Genomic DNA, 20,335 nt, shown 5'->3' with positions numbered 1-20,335 from the left:
TCTTCGCCCTACTGTTCTTCGCCGAGGATGGCGGTCACGCGGAACCGTTCGCCGTCGGAGTCGGGCGCCCCGGAGAGCGCCTGCTCCTGCGTCAGCGTCGTGCCGACCACGTCGGGTCGGGTGACGTTGCCGAGCGGCACGGGGTGGCTCGTCGCGGGGACGTCGTCGGTCGCGACCTCGGCGACCTTGGCGACGCTCTCGACGATGTGCGACAGCTCCCCGGTCAGCTTCTCGATCTCGTCGGGCGTGAGTGCGATACGTGCGAGGTTCGCCAGGTGTGCGACCTGCTCGCTCGTGATGTCAGGCATGGTGCTCCGTCGATCGGTTCGTGGAATGCCCCACAGTCTATTGGCTGCGTCGAGCGCGCAGGCGCGGCTGTGGACAACCCCTTTGGAGGCCCGGTGCCGGTCCGCCGGACCGGCACCGGGCCTCCAGGGGGTCAGACGGTCACTTCCCGTTCTGGTCCCCCGCCGCCGGTGCCGCCGGGGCCACCGTGGCGGCGGGCGCCGGCGCAGCCGGGGCAGCGGGTGCAGCCGGAGCGGCAGGTGCAGCCGGAGCAGCCGTCGGCGTCGTCTGGTCGTCCTGCGCAGTCCCCTGCCCGGACGAAGTCCCCGACGACGACGACGAAGACGAAGACGAAGACGACGATGACGACGACTTGCTCGCCTGCCCGATCATCGCCTGGCTCGGCGCCGGCAGCGCTCCCCCGCCGACGGTCTGGTCCAGGTACGCCATCATCGACTTCCCGACCCCGAACTTCGCGCTGTACCCGGTGGTGCCCTGCAGGAACGGCCAGTTCGCCAGGCTCACGCTCCCCTGCACGTTGCCGACCCAGGTGGCGTTCGTGTACTTCGTCGACGACGCGACCAGCCAGTTCTGCACGTCGCCGTCGGTGGTGCCGGTCTTCGCGAACTTCGCCACGCTGTCCCCAGGGTTCGCGCTCGCGGCCGTCCCCGACCCGGACAGCACGCCCTGCAGCGCGTAGTCGACCGTGCCCGCGACGTCCGCCGAGACGCCCTGCGTGCAGGACGACGGCGTCGGGGTGATCTTCGTGCCGTCCGCCTCGGTCACCGAGTCGATCGCGGTGGGCGTGCACACGATGCCGCCGTTGGCGAAGCCCGCGTAGGCCTCGGCCAGGTCGATCGGCGACAGCTCGTTCACGCCGAGGATCGACGACGGCGTCTGCGTCAGGTCACCGCCGTCGGCGCGGTGGATGCCCATCGACTGCGCGAGCTGGGCGATCTTGCACAGGTCGAGCTGCTTGCCCATCTGGGCGTACGCCGTGTTGATCGACTCGACCGTCGCCGCCTCGACCGACATCGACGACGGCACGCTCTCGGCGTTGGCGACGTTCCAGGTGCCACCCGCGACGTTCTGGCAGCTGTTGGTGAACTCGGCGTTCGCGAACTGGTGCTCCGAGGTGGTGACCGAGTCGGACAGGGTGTGCCCGCTGGCGAGCCACTCAGCCAGGGTGAACACCTTGTAGGTCGAGCCGGTCTGGAACCCGCCCGAGTTGCCGTACCCGGAGTCGGCGCTGTAGTTCACCGCCGTGGCCCCGGCGGCGGCGTTGTCCCCCTGCGTGTACGTGGTGTTCTGGACCATCGACATGATCCGGCCGGTGCCGGGCTCCACGGTGACGTTCGAGCCGCCGACGTCGACGCCGGCCATCGTGGCCGGCACGTAGGTGGACAGGGCGGACTGTGCCTGGCCCTGCAGGTCGAGGTCGAGCGAGGTGTGGATCTGCAGGCCCTTGGTGTCGAGTGTGGCGATGCGTGCCGCCGCGGTCTTGCCGAACGCGGGGTCCTGCAGCACCTGGTCGCGGACGTAGTCGCAGAAGTACCCGGCGTCGTAGTGCGTCGCGGCGGTCGAGCACCCGTTGGCGGTCTCGGTGATCTTCGGCGTGACCGGCGTCGCGATCGCCTTCGTCATCTGTGCCTTCGTGATCGACCCGTGCGCCTGCATCCGGCGGAGCACGTAGTCGCGGCGCTCCTTCGTCAGCTCGTACCCGTTGGCCTTGCCGTTGTCCTTGTCGCTCGGCACGTCGATGCGCAGGTTCGACGGGTTGTTGAGGATCGCGACGAGCGTGGCCGACTGCATGAGCGACAGGTCCTTCGCGTGCACGCCGAAGTAGTACTCGGCCCCGGCCTCGGCCCCGTAGACCCGCCCGCCGAGCCCGACGATGTTGAGGTACCCGGTCAGGATCTCGTCCTTCGAGTACTTCTTGTTCACCGCGATCGCGTACCGCATCTCCTGCAGCTTGCGCTGCGGCGTGACGCCGGCCGCGTCCTCGTAGCAGGCTTCGACCTTCTTCTCGGTGGCGGCCTGGTCCTTGCCCGTGAGCTCCTCGCACTGCTGCACCAGGACGTTCTTGACGTACTGCTGCGTGATGCTCGAGCCGCCCTGCACGTCCCCGCCGACGACGGTCGCGGCGACCCCGCGGAGCGTTCCGAGCACGTCGATGCCGCCCTCGTCGTAGTAGCGCGGGTCCTCGGTGTCGATCGCCGCCTGCTTGAGCGAGTCCGCCATCTGGTCGGCCGTCACGTTCGTGCGGTTCTCGGCGTAGAACGAGGCGATCTTGACCTGCTTCCCGCCCTGCTCCGCGTACACGGACGACACCTGCTGCGGGGTCTGCACGTCGAGGTAGGTCGGCAGGTCCTCGAAGAACGAGACTGCCCCGGACGTCCCCTCACCCGCGACGGCGACCGCCGGGGTCACCGCGACGGCGACGAGCATGCCGGCGAGCACGGACATCACCACGAACATCAGGAGAGCACCAGGCCATCGCACCACACGCATGACGGCACCGTAGGCAGCAGGGCTGTACTGGTTCTGCCCTGGAACGAGTGCAGGCTGCGGTCGCGCTCAGGTTGCCACCCAGGCGGTTCCGAGGACGCGTCGCGATCCGCGCGGGCGCACCGATCCGGCCGGGAGGCCCGCAACGACTCCGCCACGTCGGACGCCGGTCACGATCGGGTCACGTCCACCGCGTCGCCACGACCGGTGGGTCCGCCGGGTCGGTCAGGGCCGGCCGCCCACCGTCCGTCGGTCACGGCCGGTCAGTCACGGGGCTGCAGGTCCTGCGGGCGCACGAGGTACATGTCCGGCGAGGCGCCGACGATGCCGTCACCACCCGACTTGCCGCGTCGGACCTGCTCGCGCACCAGGTCGCCGCGGCCGATGCCGATCAGGGCGACGTCGTGCAGCGATGCCGTGCCCGGCTTGAGGTAGTCGTTGTGGCCCACGGGGCGGCGGAACACGTCACCGGCCGACAGCGCATCGGCGCCCCCGGCCAGGTCGAGCACGGTCGACCCGAACGACGCCCCGCCCGGGTCGGTGCCGAAGTACCCGGAGCCCGCGATGGGGTCGCTGTGCGCACCGCCGACGAAGACCTGCCCGGTGGCGACGGCGAGGTCGTCCGCCGTCCGGACGTCGCTGCCCGGCGACCCGAGCACGGTCAGGGTGTCGGCGGTCATCCGCCCCGACGCCAGGGCCGTCATCGCCGTGGTCGACCCGTACGAGTGCGCGACGATGTTCACGCGCGGTTGGTCGCCCGCCCGGATCACGCGAAGCCCTGCGACGGTCCGTTCGAGCCGCTCGGCCCCGGTCCGTGCGAGCCCGAGCGACAGGATGTTGGACAGGTCCGGCGTGCGGTACCCCATCCACGCGACGACGGCGGCTCCCGACCCGTTGCCCGCGGCGGCGAGCGGCGCCAGGGTGGCCTGCTCACGGGACAGGTCGTTGGCGGTGTTCGTGAAGTCGGTCATCTGCCCGGTGACCGTGAAGAACATGCCCGGCACCACGACGGTGACGTCGGCCGCGGTGTCGAGGTCGCCGATGCTGATCGCGGCACGGCCCGACCCCCGGGTGTCGAGCGCCACCAGGAAGCGCCGCGGGTCGCCGGGTTGCTGCACCAGGGAGTCCCGGACCTGCCCGAGCATCGCGGCCCGGGCTGCTCCGAGGTCGGCGTCGGCGAGGCCGGACGTCAGCGTCGCGCGGTTGGCCTGGTCACGGACCGCGTACGGCACGCCCTCGAGGTTCCCGACCAGGGCGGGCGCGTGCACGAGGAGGCGGTCCTGCTCGTCGGCGGGCAGGTGCGACCACCACTGCGCGACGGTCTGCGCGGGCGGCGGGTCGTCCTGCACCGTCGCCACGACGCCGCGGTCGGTGGCCGCGCTCCGCAGGTCTGCGGCACCGAGCGCACCGAGGTCCTCGACGAAGGCGCGTCCGTGCGCGGCGGCGAGGTCGTCGACCCGCACCGCTGTCGTGGACGACGCCGCTGCAGCCAGCGGTGCCGCCACGGGAGCCGACGCCGACGCCGACGAGAGCACGTCGTCGACCGGGACGATGCGGGTCGTGGCGGTGCTGGCGACCGTGACCTGGTGCGCCGGGGGCATGCCTGGGGCCTCGATCACTCCGAGCGAGTGCACCGAGGCGGTGAGCAGAGCCGCAGCGATGAGCAGCATTCGGGTCTCCCCCGGGAAGGCCGTCCCGACGTCCCCCTGCAGACGACGGGTGATGCTCGGTCGAGTCTATGGAGATGTCCGCGGATCATCCATGCGCGATGCAACTTGTCCCCCGAACTGGGCGCGTTCGACGGCGCGCCGCGCTCAGCGGATGCGACCGGGCGTGCTGTGTGCCCCGGTCGGTCCTCAGTCCTCGGTCGTGGGCGCTTCCGGTTCGGCGAGCGCCGCGGGCCCCTCGGTCACGAGCAGGTGGAACTGCTCGGCGTCGATGATCCGGACGCCCAGCTGCTCGGCCTTCGTGAGCTTCGAACCGGCACCCGGACCGGCCGCCACGAAGTCGGTCTTCTTGCTCACGCTCGAGGCAGCCTTGCCACCGGCGGTGATGATCGCCTCCAGCGCACCTTCGCGCGTGTAGCCCTCGAGTGACCCGGTCGCGACGACGGTGACGCCGCTCAGCACGCCGCCCTCGACGTCGGCGCTGCCCGGGCCGGGGTGGCCCGGGGTGGTGAACTGCACGCCGGCCGTGGTCCAGCGGTCGATGATCTCGCGGTGCCAGTCGACATCGAACCAGGCGAGCAGGGCGTCGGCGATGATCCCGCCGACCCCGTCGACGGCGGCGAGGTCCTCGCGCGATGCCGACCGGATCGCGTCGAGGGACCCGAAGTGGTTCGCCAGGGCCCGGGCGGCGACGGGTCCGACGTGGCGGATGCTCAGGCCGACCAGGATCCGCCACAGGGGCTTCGTCTTCGCCGCGTCGATGTTCGCGAGCATCTCGAACGCGTTCTTCGACGGGTAGCGGCTCGGCTCACCGGTGTAGTCGGCGCCGCGTGCCTCGGGGTCGAACGGCGGGTCGGTCTTCTTGCGCGCCCGACTGAACGGCGTGACGCGCTTCGGGGTGCCGTCGTCGTCGACCTTCTCCATGCCGGTCTCGGCGTCGCGGACGATGACCTCGATCGGGACGATGTCCTGCATCGTCAGGTCGAACAGTCCGGCCTCGGTGACGAGCGGCGGGGTCTCCGGGCGAAGGGGCTGCGTGAGCGCCGCGGCCGCGACCTCGCCGAGCCCCTCGATGTCGAGCGACCCGCGCGAAGCGATGTGCTCGACCCGACCGCGCACCTGCGCCGGGCAGCTCTTCGCGTTCGGGCAGCGCAGGTCGATGTCGCCTTCCTTCGCGGGGGCGAGCTCAGTGCCGCACTCGGGGCAGTTGGTCGGCATCACGAACTCGCGCTCGGAGCCGTCACGGAGCTCGACCACCGGGCCGAGCACCTCGGGGATGACGTCGCCGGCCTTCCGCAGCACGACCGTGTCGCCGATCAGCACGCCCTTCGCCTTGACGACCTGCTGGTTGTGCAATGTGGCCTGGCGGACGACGGACCCGGCGACCTCGGCCGGGGCCATCACCGCGAACGGGGTGGCACGGCCGGTGCGGCCGACGCTGACCACGATGTCGGTGAGCGTCGTGTGCACTTCTTCCGGCGGGTACTTGTAGGCGATCGCCCACCGCGGCGCCCGCGACGTCGACCCGAGTTCCTCGTGCAGGGCGAGGTCGTCGGCCTTCACGACGACGCCGTCGATCTGGTGCTCGACCGACGAACGGCGCTCCCCCGTGGTCCGGACGAAGCCGTTGACCTCGTCGATGGTGTCGAACACCCGGTAGTGGCTGCTCGTCGGGAGGCCCCAGGTCTGCAGCAGCTCGTACACCTCGGACTGGCTGCGGACGTCGGTGCCCTGCTCGAGTTCACGGACGGGCCACGCCCCGATGCCGTGCACGAGCATCCGCAGACGCCGCAGCCGGTCGACCATCAGTGCCCGCTTCGCCTCGGACTTGCCCTCTTCCTTCTGGCGGAGGGACCCGGCGGCGGCGTTGCGCGGGTTGGCGAACACGCGCTCCCCCGCCTCGCGCTGGTTGGCGTTGAGCTCGTCGAACTCGGCGACCGGGAAGAAGATCTCGCCCCGGACCTCGACCAGGGGCGGGTGACCGGTGCCGGACAGGCGGTCCGGGATCGTGCCCATCGTGCGGACGTTGCCGGTGACGTCCTCGCCGACCACGCCGTCACCGCGGGTGGCGGCGGAGACGAGCCGACCGTGCTCGTACCGCAGGTTGATCGCCAGGCCGTCGATCTTCAGCTCGGTCAGGAACCGCACCCGCTCGGCACCGGCGTCCCGCTGCACCTTGAGGGCCCACTCGGTCAGCTCGTCGGGGCTGAAGACGTTGTCGAGCGAGAGCATGCGCTCGGCGTGCTCGACCGGTGCGAACTGCGTCGTCTGCGCCTGCCCACCCACGGTCTGCGTCGGGCTGTCAGGCGTCAGGAGTTCCGGGAACCGCCGTTCGATCGCGTCGAGGCGGTGCACCAGGGCGTCGTAGTCGGCGTCCGACAGGGGCGAGGCGTTGCCCTCGTAGTAGTCGTGGCGCAGCTCGGTGACGCGGGCGCGCAACCGGTCGACCTCGCGCGCGGCCTGGGCGGCGTCGAGCCCGTCGGGGTCGATGGTCTCGAACGTCGCGTCGGTCTCGCTCATGGCATCAGTTCTACCGTGCACCACCGACGCGGCGTGCAGCGAGCGTGTGCCCCGGGAGCGGCGGGGTCAGGCGTCGACGGGGACGGCGCTGACCGTGGTGTCGATCGTGCACTGGCCGAGCACCCGTGTGCCGACGTAGACCACAGCCGTCTGCCCGGGAGCGACCCCGTGCAGCGGCTCGTCGACGTCGATCACGAGCACGTCGTCCTGCACCCGAGCCGTCGCGGGCACCGGGTCGGCGTGCGCGCGGATCTGCACGTCGCAGGCGAACGGCGTCGCGGGGTCGGCTGGCGCCGTGCCCGCCCAGGTGAACCGTGAGCCGGACATCGAGGTGACGGCGAGGGCTTCCTTCGGGCCGACGACGACGGTGTTGTCCTTCGGGCGGATCTCGAGCACGAACCGGGGCTTGCCGTCCGGTGCCGGGCGACCGAGGGCCAGGCCGCGGCGCTGTCCGACGGTGTAGCCGGTGGCGCCCTCGTGCGAGCCGACGACCGTGCCGTCACGCTCGACGACCTCGCCGGGGGCGGTGCCGACGCGGTCCGCCAGCCAGCCGCGGGTGTCGCCGTCCGGAATGAAGCAGATGTCGTAGGAGTCCGGCTTCTGGGCGACCGTCAGCCCGCGCTCGGCGGCCTCGGCCCGGACCTCGTCCTTCGACGGCGTCGCGCCGAGCGGGAACATCGCGTGCTGCAGCTGCTCGGCGGTCAGGACGCCGAGCACGTACGACTGGTCCTTCGCCCACGCGGCCGACCGGTGCAGCTCGCGGGAGCCGTCCGGACCGGTGACGATCGACGCGTAGTGCCCGGTCGCGACGGCGTCGAAGCCCAGGGCCAGTGCCTTCTCGAGCAGCGCCGCGAACTTGATCCGCTCGTTGCAGCGCATGCAGGGGTTCGGGGTGCGGCCGGCCTGGTACTCGGCCACGAAGTCGTCGACGACGTCCTCCTTGAACCGGGCCGAGAAGTCCCACACGTAGTACGGGATCCCGAGGGCCGACGCGGCGCGCTGGGCGTCCATCGAGTCCTCGATGGTGCAGCACCCGCGGCTGCCGGTGCGCAGGGTGCCGGGCATCCGGCTCAGGGCCAGGTGCACACCCACCACGTCGTGGCCGGCGTCGACCGCCCGGGCTGCGGCCACCGCCGAGTCGACACCACCGCTCATCGCCGCAAGAACACGCATGCGTCCAGGGTAACCCGCCGACGAAGCGGTACCGCTGGCGTACCGTTGGTCGGGCGATGGCCACGACGGGGAACGACTCATTCGACTTCCGGTCCGTCCTGCTGTCCGGGTTCCTGCCCGCTGCGCTCTTCGCGATCGGTGAGGGCGCGATCATCCCGATCATCCCGATCGCGGCCGACTCGCTCGGTGCCAGCCTGGCGTTCGCGGGCTTCGTCGCCTCGCTCATCCTGGTCGGCGAGCTCATCGGCGACGTGCCGTCCGGCATCGTCGTCGCCCGCATCGGCGAGCGGAACGCCATGATCGGCGCCGCGCTCGTGTCCGTGGTCGGGCTCGTGGTCGCCACGACGGCCGCGAACGCCTGGGTCCTGGCGCTCGGGGTGTTCCTGGTCGGTGTCTCCACCGCGGTGTTCGCCCTCGCCCGGCACGCCTACATGACCACCGCGATCCCCCTGCGGATCCGGGCCCGAGCATTGTCGAGCCTCGGCGGCGTCTTCCGCTTCGGCTACTTCGTCGGCCCGTTCATCGCCGCCGGCGTCATCCACCTGACCGGCACCACCAGCAGCGCCTTCTGGATCCACGTCGTCTGCTGCCTGGCGGCGGCGACCGTGCTCCTGGTGCTGCGCGACCCCGCGACGGGCACACGCGGCCTGCGGTTGCCGCCACGGGCCTCCCGGCTGTCGACCGACCACGCGACGGACGCGAGCGACCACGCGACCGAACCGCCCGCCGACACCGGGGCGCAGTTCGTCCAGCAGGAGGCGCAGGGCCTCTTCCGCACCATCCGCGCGAACGCGGCGGTCCTGCTGCGGCTCGGCAGCGGCGCCGGCCTGATCGGTGCGATGCGCGCCGGACGGCAGGTGATCCTGCCGCTCTGGGCGGTGAGCGTCGGTCTCGACGACTCGACCGCGGCCCTCGTGATCGGCATCGCCGGAGCCGTCGACTTCGCGCTGTTCTACACGAGCGGGCAGATCATGGACCGGTGGGGACGGCTCGCGAGCGCCCTGCCCTGCATGCTCGGCCTGAGCATCAGCTACTTCCTCCTCGCCTGGAGCGGCCACCTGGACGCCCGGGTCGGCTGGTTCGTCGCGATCGCGATGGGCATGTCCCTGGCGAACGGGGTCGGTTCCGGCATCCTCATGACGCTGGGCGCGGACCTCGCACCGCGCGACGCCCCGGCACCGTTCCTGGGGGCGTGGCGGTTCACCGGCGACTTCGGGTCGGCGGCCGCGCCGCTCCTCATCTCCGGCGTGACCGCCGTCGCGTCCATCGCCGTCGCGAGCGGGGTGATGGGCGTGCTCGGCCTGGTCGGCGCGGGCATCCTGCTCCGGTACGTGCCCCGGTACCTGCCGCGCCCGCTGCGCTGACGCGCTGCCGTCCCGTGCGAGGTTCCGTACTCGGTGACACTCGGCCCACCCCGCACCACGTCCGGTTCCTCGCACCACGTCACGTCCCGCGCACGGTGCGTCCCACGGCCTGGAGGCCCGGCGCACGTCCGCCCCGCACCCCGCGCTCGGTAGACTGCCGCTGCTCGCGGGAGTGGTGGAATCGGTAGACACGCAGGATTTAGGTTCCTGTGCCCCAGGCGTGAGGGTTCGAGTCCCTCCTTCCGCACCGAGTCCCTCCTGGCGCACCGTTGCGGTCATCCGCACGCCTCGTGCAGGTCAACCCTGCGAGGGATGGCCCGGTCACTTCCGGGCGGTACCCTCATCCCGCGGGAGTCCTCCCCGTGACTCCCGCTCCACGACCGGAAGAACCATGCACTCCGTCGCACTCGCCCTGATCCCGTGGCTCGATCCGCAGTACATCCTCGACCACTTCGGGGCCATCGCCGTGCTCGTGGTCTGCGCGATCGTGTTCGCCGAGACCGGTCTGCTCATCGGCTTCATCTTCCCGGGCGACAGCCTGCTGGTCATCACCGGCCTGTTCGCCTTCGACCGCGGTGGCGAGATCGGGGGCATCCCGATCTGGGTCGCGGCGCTGATGATCGGCGCGGCCGCGTTCCTCGGCGGTGAGCTCGGGTACTACATCGGCAAGAAGGCCGGGCCACCGATCTTCGAGCGGAAGGACAGCGGGCTCTTCTCGAAGGCGAACGTCGAGCGCACCAACGCGTTCTTCCACCGCTTCGGCCCGCTGGCCGTCATCCTGGCGCGCTTCGTGCCGGTCGTCCGCACCTTCGCCCCGATCGCCGCGGGCGTCGGCCGGATGGACTACAAGAAGTACTCGCTCTACAACGCGATCGGCGCCGTGGTCTGGGGCGTCGGCGTGACGTTCCTCGGGTACTTCATCGGGCACATCCCGTTCGTGGCGCACATCGTCCGCGAGTACATCGACATCATCCTGCTCGCCGCGGTCGTCGTGACCGTCGTACCGATGGCGCTGACGTACCTGCGCAACGCCCGCAAGGCGAAGCACACGAACGAGGCCGAGGCCACCACGGCCCCGACGGTCGACCCGACGCTCTAGCCGCAGCACCGGCGCACAACCGAAGTCGCCCCGAACCACGCGATCACGTGGTTCGGGGCGACTTCGGTTGTGCGGGACGACGAGCGCGCCGGTGCTCAGACGCCGAAGTGCTCCCGCACGATCGGCGCGATGCCCCGGAACGCCTTGCTGCGGTGCGACAGGGCGTTCTTCTCGTCGCGGGTGAGCTCCGCCGACGAGCGGTCGGCGTCGTCCGGCCGGAACACCGGGTCGTAGCCGTGGCCGCCGTCACCGACGGGCTCGGTCAGCACCTCGCCGTTCCAGACCGCCTCGACGACGTGCTCCTGACCGTCGGGCGTCACGAAGGCCGCTGCGCACACGAACGCGGCGGTCCGCTCGACGACACCCTGCAGGTTCGTGAGCAGCAGCGCGATGTTGTCGGCGTCCGAGCGGGTACCGGCGTAGCGGGCCGAGTGGATGCCCGGTGCGCCCCCGAGGGCGTCGACGGCGATCCCGGAGTCGTCGGCGAGCGCCGGCAGCCCCGTGCGTGCGACGGCGGCACGCGCCTTGATCAGGGCGTTCGCCGCGTAGCTGTCGCCGTCCTCGACCGGCTCGGGGCCGTCGTAGCCGACGAGTTCGACTCCCTCGCCCAGCGCCGACCCGAGGATCTCGCGCAGCTCGACGACCTTGCCCTGGTTGTGGGTGGCCAGCACCACCTCGCGGGACGTCACGCCAGACCCAGGACCGAACGCTGGATCGCCGCGAGCGACTGGTTGCCGGCCAGGCCGAGGTCGAGCAGGACGTTCAGCTCGTCACGGTCGAACGGCGCGTGCTCGGCGGTGCCCTGCACCTCGATGAACTTTCCCGACCCCGTCGTGACGATGTTCATGTCGGTGTCGGCGGCGGAGTCCTCGGTGTAGGCGAGGTCGAGCATCGGCTCCCCCTTGACGATGCCGACCGAGATCGCCTGCACGCTGTCGGTGAGCGGGGTGGCCTTCTTCGCGATGAAGCCCTTGGCGCGGCCCCACTCGATCGCGTCAGCCATCGCCACGTACGCGCCCGTGATCGACGCCGTGCGGGTGCCGCCGTCGGCCTGCAGCACGTCGCAGTCGATGACGAGGGTGTTCTCACCCAGGGCCTTCGTGTCGACGACCGCGCGGAGCGAACGGCCGATGAGGCGGGAGATCTCGTGGGTGCGGCCGCCGACCTTGCCCTTGATGGACTCGCGCTGCATGCGCTCGTTCGTCGACCGCGGCAGCATCGAGTACTCGGCGGTGACCCAGCCGGTGCCCTTGCCGGCGAGCCAGCGGGGCACGCCGTTGGTGAAGGACGCGGTGCAGAGCACCTTGGTGTTGCCGAAGGAGATGAGCGCGCTGCCCTCGGCCTGCGTGCTCCACCCTCGCTCGATGGTGACGGGACGGTGGTCGGTGGCGGTGCGGCCGTCGACGCGGAGGTTGTCGGTCATGGGGTCCTTTCGGTGCGGGGCAGCGTGATGGCCCCCGTCTGGAGGTGGCCGACGCTCGAGACCTCGGGACCGAGGAAGCGCCGGGCGAGCCGGATGAAGCCGTTCTTGTCGTCGCCCGTCGCCTCGAACGAGTACGTCGGGGCGGTGGTCGCGGTGCGCTCGAGCCCGTGCTCCACGAGCCGGCGGTAGACGTCGTTCGCGGTCTCCTCGGCGCTGGAGACGAGCGTGACCTCCGGACCCATGACGAACTGGATCGCGGCGGACATGAGCGGGTAGTGGGTGCAGCCGAGCACGAGGGTGTCGACGTCGGCGGCACGGATCGGGTCGAGGTAGCCGGCCGCGATCTCGCGCAGCGACGGCGACGAGGTGTCCCCGGCCTCGACGAACTCGACGAACCGGGGGCACGCGGCGGTGGTCAGCGTGACGTCGGCGGCGACCGCGAAGGCGTCCTCGTAGGCGCGCGACGCGATGGTGCCGACGGTGCCGATGACCCCGATGCGGCCGGTGCGGGTCTGCTTGACGGCGGCGCGGGCCGCGGGCTGGATGACCTCGACCACGGGGATGCCGTACGCCTGCTCGTACCGTTCGCGGGCGTCGCGGAGCACGGCGGACGAAGCGGTGTTGCACGCGATCACGAGCGCCTTCACGCCCTGCTCGACCAGGTCGTCCATGACCTCGAGCGCGTAGCGGCGGACGTCGGCGATGGGCTTCGGGCCGTAGGGCGAGTGCACGGTGTCGCCGACGTACCGGATGCTCTCGCGCGGGAGCTGGTCGATGATGGCGCGGGCCACGGTGAGGCCGCCGACCCCGCTGTCGAAGACTCCGATCGGTGCATCCGTCACGGCACCAGCGTACCGACGCAGGCCGACCAGCACCGACGCGACCACGCGCGCCACGCAGGCCGGGCGCACGGGGTGATCCGGGCCTCCCCACCGGTACGTCACTAGTGTCGGAGACGTGACCAGCGCGCTCCTCACCGACCAGTACGAGCTCACCATGGTGGACGCCGCCCTGAAGGACGGCACCGCCGACCGCCGATGCGTCTTCGAGGTGTTCGCCCGGCGGCTGCCGGACGGCCGCCGCTACGGCGTCGCGGCCGGGCTCGGACGCTTCCTCACCGCCCTCAGCGACTTCCGCTTCGGCGACGAGGAGATCGGGTTCCTGCGCGACCGCGGCGTCATCGACGCCGGCACCGCCGCGTGGCTCGCCGACTACCGGTTCAGCGGTGACGTCCGCGCCTACCGGGAGGGCGAGGTCTACTTCCCGAACTCCCCCATCCTGCAGATCGAGGGCACCTTCGCCGAGGCCGTCGTGCTCGAGACCCTCGCCCTGAGCATCTTCAACGCGGACTCCGCGATCGCTTCGGCCGCGGCCCGGATGGTGTCCGCCGCCGACGGCCGACCACTCGCCGAGATGGGCTCCCGCCGCACCGGTGAGTGGAACGCCGTTGCCGCCGCTCGTGCCGCGTACATCGCCGGCTTCGGTGCGACGAGCAACCTCGAGGCCGGGCGCACCTGGGGCATCCCCACGATGGGCACCGCCGCGCACGCCTTCACGCTGCTGCACGACTCCGAGGAGCAGGCGTTCCGGTCGCAGCTCGACGCGCTCGGCAGCGGCACGACCCTGCTCGTCGACACCTACGACATCGAGGCCGCGGTCGAGACGGCCGTCCGGCTCACCGACGGCAAGCTCGGCGGCGTCCGGATCGACAGCGGTGACCTGCCGTCCGTCGTCGCCGCCGTGCGTGCGCAGCTCGACCGCCTCGGCGCGACGGGCACGAAGATCACGGTGACGAACGACCTCGACGAGTACACGATCGCCGCGCTCCGAGCCGCCCCGGTCGACTCGTACGGCGTCGGCACCTCGGTCGTCTCCGGCTCAGGGCACCCGGCCGCCGGCATGGTGTTCAAGCTCGTCGCGCACCGGGACACGGACGGCGGCGACTGGGTCCCCGTCGCCAAGAAGTCGGCCGACAAGGCGTCGATCGGCGGCCGGAAGGAAGCGGGCCGACGACTCCGCAACGGCGTCGCCACCGCCGAGATCGTGCTCACGGGTGCGCAGGTCGGGCCGGACGAGCGGCCACTGCTGGTCCCCGTGGTCACCGGCGGCGAGGTCGACCCGGCGTTCCTCGGCACGCAGGGCGTCGAGGCCGCACGCGCGCACCACAAGCGCGCGAAGGCGGAGCTGCCCGCCGACGCGTCGCGCATCGGGCGCGGCGACCCCGCCATCCCCACCCTGGTGATCTAGGGCGCGCGCACGCGTGCGCGTCACCTCGCGCGCCCCGTCGCCGCTTCGTGAGCAGCAATGGCCGGGTCTGCGTGACGGACCCGACCATTGCTGCTCACGAAGCGACTGAATGACGGACGGGAGGCCCGTGGCGGCGTCGCCACGGGCCTCCCGTCCGTCTGTTGGTCGCGTCTACTCGGCCTTCATCTTCTCGTAGATGGCCTTGCAGTCCGGGCAGACCGGGAACTTCTCCGGGTCGCGACCCGGGATCCACTTCTTGCCGCACAGGGCCTTGACCGGCTTGCCGGACAGGGCCGACTGCAGGATCTTGTCCTTCTTGACGTAGTGCGAGAACCGCTCGTGGTCACCGGGTTCGATCGCTTCGTCTTCGAGGAGCTTCTCGAGCTCCCGGTCCATCACGTCGAGGCCGCCGCCTGGTTCCGTCATGCTCATGGGTCCAGGGTACGACGGTCCGCCATCGGGCGCGCCGCTCGTCCGCGCTGGGCGATCGTCGCGCGGATTCGCTCGGTGCGCTGCGCCGCTCGTTGCGCTGTGCCGCTAGTTGCGCTGTGCCGCGGCGAGCAGGTCGGGGCCGCGACGGTCGAACAGGCGTCCGCCGGCGGAGACCCCGATCACGAGCACGACGGCACCGACCCCGATGCCCACCAGGAGCGTCAGCACCGACCAGGGCTCCGGACCCTGCACGACGGCCAGCACCGCGAGGCAGGCTGCCGGGACCGTGCAGAGCACGATGCCGATCACCATGGACGCCTGCGCGACCGTGGCGGTGACGCCGGCGGCCTGGGGCTGCTGGAAGGGGTGGTCGCCCGGCCGCACCGTCGGGTAGGGCATGAGCACGGACAGGACGCTCGACAACCCGAGCCCGGACAACAGCGCGCTCGCACTCACGCCGATGAGCAGCGGGAACGCGGCCCAGTCTCCGAACAGCCGGGCGGACAGCGCGGCCCCGGCGACGATCGCGGGCGCCCCCACGACCAGCACGGGCACGACACGACCGAGCCGGTCGCTCCACCCGGGCGCACCCGAGGCGACGTGCAGCCACACGGCGGTGTTGTCGTACGAGACGTCGTTGTGCGGCAGGAACCCGGCGATCAGCGCCATCAGCGGCAGGGGCACGAGCGCGGTCCACTGCCACGGCACCCCGGCGACACCGAGCGGGATGACGACGATCGGCACGAGCAGGATGATCAGGTACGACGTGCGGTACCGCGGGTCGCGGACCCAGTAGGTGAGCGCCCGGGCGGCGACGGCCGACACCGGGGCCGAACCGAACCGGTCGAACCAGCCCAGGCCCTGGTAGCGGCGGGTGCGGGCGCGGTCGTCGACGGTCTCGAGCGCACGGCCGACGAGTGCCCACCACGCCCAGGCGAGGAGCGCGACGACGACGACCGCGACGAGGAGCTTCAGGACACCGGCACCGACGTGGCCGCTCGCGACCTCGGCGGGCACGGCCCACGCGGCACCCCACGGGGTCCACCCGGCGACGTCCGCGACGCGCTGCATCTCGGCGCCCTGCGGGTCGAGCCAGTCGACGCGCAGCAGCAGCGCCACCGTCGGGATCGAGAGCGCGATGATGACCAGGGCCACCAGCCACCCGGCGTCGCGGGAGCGGTCCGGCCCGATCAGCCGGGAGCCGACGGTGCAGCAGACCCGGATGAGGAGCGCGCACGTGGCGACGCCGAGCAGCCCGCCGAGCACCGCGAGCAGCCCGAGACCGGGGTCGCGAGCCCAGGCGACGACCTGGCCGACCGCGACGACGACCACACCGATCACCGGGATGCCGACGAGGCCGGCGACGACGAGTCCGATCGCCAGGCGACGGCGCTCGATGCCGAACACCGCGAAACGCCGCGGGTGGAGCTGGTCACTCCGGCCGACGACGAGCGGCACGACCGTGAACCCGAAGGTGATCAGGGTACCGACAGGCACGATGACGGCACGTGCGACGTCCGGGTCGGCGTCACCGAGGGCGATGGTCTGCGACGCGACGAACACGGCGGCGAGGAGCCCGGCGAGGCTCCCGAGCACGACGGCGACGGACCGGCGGGCGGTGCCGCGGACCTCGCCCGCGAGCAGGTCCGCCCTCAGCCGGAGAAGCTGTGCAACCATTCCATGCTCTCCGCGACGACACGACCGCCAGCGAGTTCGACGAACTTGTCCTCGAGGCTCTTGCGCCCGCGGACCTGGGCCATGGTGCCGGACGCCAGGACCTTGCCGCCGACGATGATGGCGACCGAGTCACAGGTGCGCTGCACGAGCTCCATCGAGTGGCTGGACAGCACGACCGTGCCGCCACCCCGGGTGTACCGGCGCAGGATGTCCGTGATCGTCGCCGCACTCACCGGGTCGACCGACTCGAACGGTTCGTCGAGCACGAGCACCCGCGGCGAGTGGATCAGGGTCGCGGCCAGGGCGATCTTCTTCGCCATGCCGACGGAGTAGTCGGCGACCTGGCGGCCGAGCGCCTCGCCCAGCCCGAAGGCCTCGGCGAGGTCGGCGCTGCGCTTCCGGGCGGTGGCACCGTCGAGCCCACGGAGCGTGGCCGAGTAGTAGAGGAGCTGCGCGCCGGTCAGCCGGTCGAACAGGCGGAGCCGGTCCGGCAGCACACCGAGACTGCGCTTCGCCGCCGTCGGGTCGGCCCAGACGTCGTGGTCGAGCACCGTCACCGAGCCGGCGTCGGGGCGCAGCAGTCCGGTGATCATGGAGAGGGTCGTCGTCTTGCCGGCGCCGTTCGGGCCGACCACGCCGAAGATGGAGCCCTGCCGGATCTCGAGGTCGACCTCGTCGACGGCCAGGGTCTGCCCGTACCGCTTGACCAGGCCGCTCGCTGCGAGCACCACGGGCTGGAGCGTCTGCGGCTGCTTCGGGGCGGCGGTGCGGGGCGCACGCTTCTTCGCCGCGGGCGCGGCGGTGCTCGCCCGGTCGGCGACGTCCGTCGCGTCGTCCGCGTCGGTCGGGACGGGAGGCGCGGCGTCGGTCCGCGGGGCGGCCTTCGTCGGGCGCTTGGTGCGTCCCTTGCCGTTGCGCGCCTTCGCGGGGCGGGGCGCTGCGGCCGTCGCGTCGTCGGTGCGGTTGTCCGTCGTCGCGTCGTCCGTGCGGGTCTCGGTCGTCGCGTCGGTGCCGGGCGTCGCGTCGGTGCCGGTCGTCGCGTCGTCCGAGTGGTTCTCCGTCGTCGCGTCGGTGCGGACGGCCGTCCCGTCGGTCATCGCGTCATCAGTGGCGGCGTCGTCCGCATCAGTGTCCCCCGTGTCGTCGTCGGCTGCGTCGTCCTCAGCAGCCGCGGCGGTGTCCGCGTCGTCGGCGTCCCCCGCCTCGGTCATCCAGGCAGCGTCGGCCGTGGCGTACACGTCCTCGTTCTCTGCTCGCGCTGGCATCGACCCACCGTACCAACGCTCTCCGACCGTCGGGAACCGTCTCGGCCAGGGTCACGAATTGAGTACGAAGCACGCAGACCCGTACCCCGCGAGGGGGTGTTTCCGTATCATTCACCAGGGCACGAAGGAGTGTTCACCACTTGGAAACCTGCTCCAGCAGGCGATCCCGGCAGCCTCCTCGCTGCGACGACCACGTCGACGCGACCGGTTCTCGGGCAACTCGGACGTTGGAAGCGCAGACTCGACGAGGCCCGCCCGTACCCCAGGGTGCGCGGGCGGACACCAGAAGGGACCAGCATGACCACGCAGATCGTGATCCTCGCAGCGGGGATGGGCAGCCGTCTCGGCCGCAGCCTGCCGAAGCCGCTCACGGAGCTCAGTGACGGCCGCACCATCATGCAGCAGCAGTTCGACAACATCCGCGCCGCGTTCGGTTCGAGCGCCCGCGTGACGATCGTCGTCGGCTACAAGTCGGAGCACATCGTCGAGGCGTTCCCCGACGCGAACTTCGTCTACAACGAGTCCTACGACTCCACCAACACCTCGAAGAGCCTGCTGCGTGCCCTCAAGGCCACCGGCAAGAGCGGTGTCCTCTGGATGAACGGCGACGTGGTCTTCGACCCGATGGCGCTCGTCCGTGCGGCCGACATGATCGACGAGGGCCGTTCCTTCGTCAGCGTCAACACCGACAAGGTCTCCGACGAAGAGGTCAAGTACACCGTCGACGCCGAGGGCTTCATCCACAAGCTCTCCAAGCAGGTCGTCGGGGGTCTCGGCGAAGCCGTCGGCATCAACTACGTCTCCGCCGCCGACAAGCAGGCCCTCATCCGCCAGCTCGGGCGCGTCGACGACCAGGAGTACTTCGAGGGCGGCATCGAGGCTGCCATCGCCGAGGACGGGCTACGCTGGACGCCGATCGACATCTCCGACCTGTACGCGGTCGAGATCGACTTCGCCGAGGACCTCGAGCGCGCGAACAACCTGTTCGCCTGAACCACCGTCAGGACCCCCTCGGCGGTTCCGCCCGGAGGGAAACCGTGACGACAGCGAGTGCGCCGACCGCGCCCGTGGCTCCCGCACCTGCGAAGGCCCGGAGCGCCGGTCGGCGCTATCGTCAGGCCCTGTGGTTGCTGACCGTCCGCGACCTCCGGGTCCGCTACTCGACGTCGGCGCTCGGCTACGTGTGGTCGATCCTCGACCCGCTCGTGATGTCGGGGATCTACTGGTTCGTCTTCACGCAGGTCTTCCACCGCGGCTCGGTCGGTGAGGATCCGTACATCGTGTTCCTGCTGTCCGCGCTGCTGCCGTGGATGTGGTTCACCGGCGGCGTCTCCGACTCCACCCGGGCGTTCATCAAGGAATCGAAGCTCATCCGCTCGACCACCATCCCCCGCACCATCTGGGTGGCACGGATCATCGCGTCGAAGGGCATCGAGTTCCTGCTGAGCCTGCCGGTCCTGGCTGCCTTCGCGATCGCCACGGGTGCCCACCTGCACTGGCAGGTCGTGTTCTTCCCGCTGGCGATCGTGCTGCAGTGCGCGCTGGTCTACGGTCTGGGCCTCATCGTCGCACCGCTCGTGGTCTTCTTCCGTGACCTCGAGCGCGCCACCAAGCTCGTGCTGCGGTTCCTGTTCTACGCGTCCCCGATCATCTACGGCACGCACGCGCTGCCCTCCGCCCTGCGCGACATCGCCGCGATCAACCCGCTCACCGGCATCTTCGGCATGTACCGCGCGGCGTTCTTCCCCGGCCAGCTCGACTGGCTCGAGGTCGGCGCCTCGGTGGTCGTGACCGGCATCGTCCTGGTGATCGGCTTCGCGGTGTTCCGCCGCAGCGAGCACCGCGTGCTGAAGGAGCTGTGATGACCGCGACCGACCAGACCCGTCGCACCGAGACCGTCGCACCGGTCATCTCGGTGCGCGACGCCGGCATCTGCTTCAAGCGCAACCGTCGCGCGAGCCGGAACTTCAAGGACCTGTTCGCCGGACGCGGGCGCCGCAAGCGTGCCGATGAGTTCTGGGCGCTCCGCAACGTGTCGTTCGACGTCCGCCCGGGCGAGGCGATCGGCGTCGTGGGACGGAACGGCCAGGGCAAGTCGACCCTGCTGAAGCTCGTGGCGCAGGTCATGCTGCCCGACGAGGGCCGCGTCGACGTGGGTGCCGGCGTCGCCCCGCTCATCGAGATCACCGGTGGCTTCGTCGGGGACCTCACGGTGCGCGACAACGTGTACCTGACGGCGGGTCTGCACGGCATGTCACGGGCCGAGATCCGCGACGCCTTCGACGAGATCATCGACTTCGCCGAGATCGCCGACTTCGTGGACACCCCCTACAAGCACCTGTCGAGCGGCATGAAGGTCCGTATCGCGTTCGCGGTGATCTCGCGGCTCGACGAACCGGTCATCCTGGTCGACGAGGTGCTGGCGGTGGGCGACAAGGCCTTCCGCGAGAAGTGCTACAAGCGGATCGAGCAGCTCCTGGCCGGCGGCCGGACACTGTTCTTCGTGTCCCACAGCGACAAGGACCTCCGCCGCTTCTGTGACCGGGGGCTGTACCTCGACAAGGGTCGTCTGCAGCTCGACGGCACCATCGAGGCCGCGCTGGCCCGGTACGCGGCCGACTACGGCTCCTGACCGGCCGGGGTACTCCCCCTGCACCAACACCGGTATCGCTGGC

Annotated in this window: 17 protein-coding genes and 1 tRNA gene; 7 read left to right on the top strand and 11 right to left on the bottom strand. The window is 71.1% G+C overall.

Annotation, left to right across the window (positions count from 1 at the left end):
- Positions 1-8: 8 nt before the first annotated feature.
- The 5 genes from gatC to mnmA form a co-directional block, all read right to left on the bottom strand.
- The gene (gatC, locus tag DEJ19_RS05225; protein WP_017887005.1) at positions 9-308 is read right to left on the bottom strand and encodes an Asp-tRNA(Asn)/Glu-tRNA(Gln) amidotransferase subunit GatC; all 300 of its coding nucleotides are present in this window, start codon (positions 306-308) and stop codon (positions 9-11) included.
- 139 nt (positions 309-447) lie between these two features.
- The gene (locus DEJ19_RS05220) at positions 448-2,796 is read right to left on the bottom strand and encodes a transglycosylase domain-containing protein (protein ID WP_258377495.1); all 2,349 of its coding nucleotides are present in this window, start codon (positions 2,794-2,796) and stop codon (positions 448-450) included.
- Between the two features lie 260 nt (positions 2,797-3,056).
- The gene (locus DEJ19_RS05215; RefSeq protein ID WP_111234232.1) at positions 3,057-4,463 is read right to left on the bottom strand and encodes an alpha/beta hydrolase; all 1,407 of its coding nucleotides are present in this window, start codon (positions 4,461-4,463) and stop codon (positions 3,057-3,059) included.
- A gap of 186 nt (positions 4,464-4,649) precedes the next feature.
- Complete coding sequence (gene ligA / locus DEJ19_RS05210) at positions 4,650-6,980, bottom strand: NAD-dependent DNA ligase LigA (RefSeq protein ID WP_111234231.1); 2,331 nt, start codon at positions 6,978-6,980, stop codon at positions 4,650-4,652.
- A gap of 66 nt (positions 6,981-7,046) precedes the next feature.
- Positions 7,047-8,153 (bottom strand): tRNA 2-thiouridine(34) synthase MnmA, encoded by a 1,107-nt coding sequence (gene mnmA / locus DEJ19_RS05205; RefSeq protein ID WP_031259645.1) that lies wholly within the window; start codon positions 8,151-8,153, stop codon positions 7,047-7,049.
- A 56-nt stretch (positions 8,154-8,209) separates the two neighbouring features.
- On the opposite strand from mnmA, the gene DEJ19_RS05200 reads away from it, so the two are divergent.
- From DEJ19_RS05200 to DEJ19_RS05190, 3 genes are all read left to right on the top strand, one after another.
- Positions 8,210-9,517 carry an MFS transporter gene (locus DEJ19_RS05200; protein ID WP_111234230.1) on the top strand — a complete coding sequence of 436 codons (1,308 nt, stop codon included), beginning with the start codon at positions 8,210-8,212 and terminating at the stop codon, positions 9,515-9,517.
- A gap of 166 nt (positions 9,518-9,683) precedes the next feature.
- Positions 9,684-9,764: transfer RNA gene (locus tag DEJ19_RS05195), tRNA-Leu, on the top strand.
- A gap of 144 nt (positions 9,765-9,908) precedes the next feature.
- Positions 9,909-10,616 carry a DedA family protein gene (locus DEJ19_RS05190; protein WP_027464603.1) on the top strand — a complete coding sequence of 236 codons (708 nt, stop codon included), beginning with the start codon at positions 9,909-9,911 and terminating at the stop codon, positions 10,614-10,616.
- Between the two features lie 95 nt (positions 10,617-10,711).
- Here DEJ19_RS05190 and rdgB read toward each other — a convergent pair whose 3' ends face one another.
- From rdgB to murI, 3 genes are read right to left on the bottom strand one after another with little or no spacing between them, the layout of a single operon-like run.
- A complete protein-coding gene (gene rdgB, locus DEJ19_RS05185; protein WP_111234229.1) occupies positions 10,712-11,305 on the bottom strand; it encodes an RdgB/HAM1 family non-canonical purine NTP pyrophosphatase in 594 nt (197 codons plus the stop codon).
- Positions 11,302-12,039 carry a ribonuclease PH gene (gene rph, locus DEJ19_RS05180; RefSeq protein ID WP_027464601.1) on the bottom strand — a complete coding sequence of 246 codons (738 nt, stop codon included), beginning with the start codon at positions 12,037-12,039 and terminating at the stop codon, positions 11,302-11,304. Before rph ends, rdgB begins: the two co-directional genes overlap by 4 nt.
- Positions 12,036-12,881 carry a glutamate racemase gene (gene murI / locus DEJ19_RS05175; protein WP_027464600.1) on the bottom strand — a complete coding sequence of 282 codons (846 nt, stop codon included), beginning with the start codon at positions 12,879-12,881 and terminating at the stop codon, positions 12,036-12,038. Before murI ends, rph begins: the two co-directional genes overlap by 4 nt.
- A 115-nt stretch (positions 12,882-12,996) precedes the next feature.
- Between murI and DEJ19_RS05170 the strand changes: the two genes are divergently transcribed.
- Positions 12,997-14,286, top strand: coding sequence for a nicotinate phosphoribosyltransferase (locus DEJ19_RS05170; RefSeq protein ID WP_111234228.1), 1,290 nt, complete (start codon positions 12,997-12,999; stop codon positions 14,284-14,286).
- Between the two features lie 171 nt (positions 14,287-14,457).
- Here the strand turns inward: DEJ19_RS05170 and DEJ19_RS05165 are convergent, their stop codons facing one another.
- From DEJ19_RS05165 to DEJ19_RS05155, 3 genes are all read right to left on the bottom strand, one after another.
- Positions 14,458-14,718: a DUF3039 domain-containing protein gene (locus tag DEJ19_RS05165; RefSeq protein WP_099051947.1), complete on the bottom strand. Its 261-nt coding sequence runs from the start codon at positions 14,716-14,718 to the stop codon at positions 14,458-14,460.
- 105 nt (positions 14,719-14,823) lie between these two features.
- The gene (locus DEJ19_RS05160) at positions 14,824-16,395 is read right to left on the bottom strand and encodes an ABC transporter permease (RefSeq protein ID WP_111234227.1); all 1,572 of its coding nucleotides are present in this window, start codon (positions 16,393-16,395) and stop codon (positions 14,824-14,826) included.
- On the bottom strand, positions 16,371-17,660 hold the full coding sequence (locus tag DEJ19_RS05155) for an ABC transporter ATP-binding protein (RefSeq protein ID WP_258377494.1): 1,290 nt from the start codon (positions 17,658-17,660) through the stop codon (positions 16,371-16,373). Before DEJ19_RS05155 ends, DEJ19_RS05160 begins: the two co-directional genes overlap by 25 nt.
- 297 nt (positions 17,661-17,957) lie before the next feature.
- On the opposite strand from DEJ19_RS05155, the gene DEJ19_RS05150 reads away from it, so the two are divergent.
- Genes DEJ19_RS05150 through DEJ19_RS05140 form a run of 3 tightly spaced genes read left to right on the top strand, consistent with a single transcriptional unit; the run spans position 17,958 to position 20,292 of the window.
- A complete protein-coding gene (locus DEJ19_RS05150; RefSeq protein WP_110862735.1) occupies positions 17,958-18,653 on the top strand; it encodes a phosphocholine cytidylyltransferase family protein in 696 nt (231 codons plus the stop codon).
- A 44-nt stretch (positions 18,654-18,697) separates the two neighbouring features.
- Positions 18,698-19,522 (top strand): ABC transporter permease, encoded by an 825-nt coding sequence (locus DEJ19_RS05145; protein ID WP_084741093.1) that lies wholly within the window; start codon positions 18,698-18,700, stop codon positions 19,520-19,522.
- Positions 19,522-20,292, top strand: a complete 771-nt coding sequence (locus tag DEJ19_RS05140) for an ABC transporter ATP-binding protein (protein WP_071405446.1) — start codon at positions 19,522-19,524, stop codon at positions 20,290-20,292. Before DEJ19_RS05145 ends, DEJ19_RS05140 begins: the two co-directional genes overlap by 1 nt.
- Positions 20,293-20,335: the final 43 nt, after the last annotated feature.

The organism is Curtobacterium sp. MCSS17_016 (assembly GCF_003234255.2).
GTDB classification, from domain to species: domain Bacteria; phylum Actinomycetota; class Actinomycetes; order Actinomycetales; family Microbacteriaceae; genus Curtobacterium; species Curtobacterium flaccumfaciens.
The sequence above is the reverse complement of the archived record's forward strand: the minus strand, read 5'-3'. Positions and strand labels throughout refer to the sequence as shown.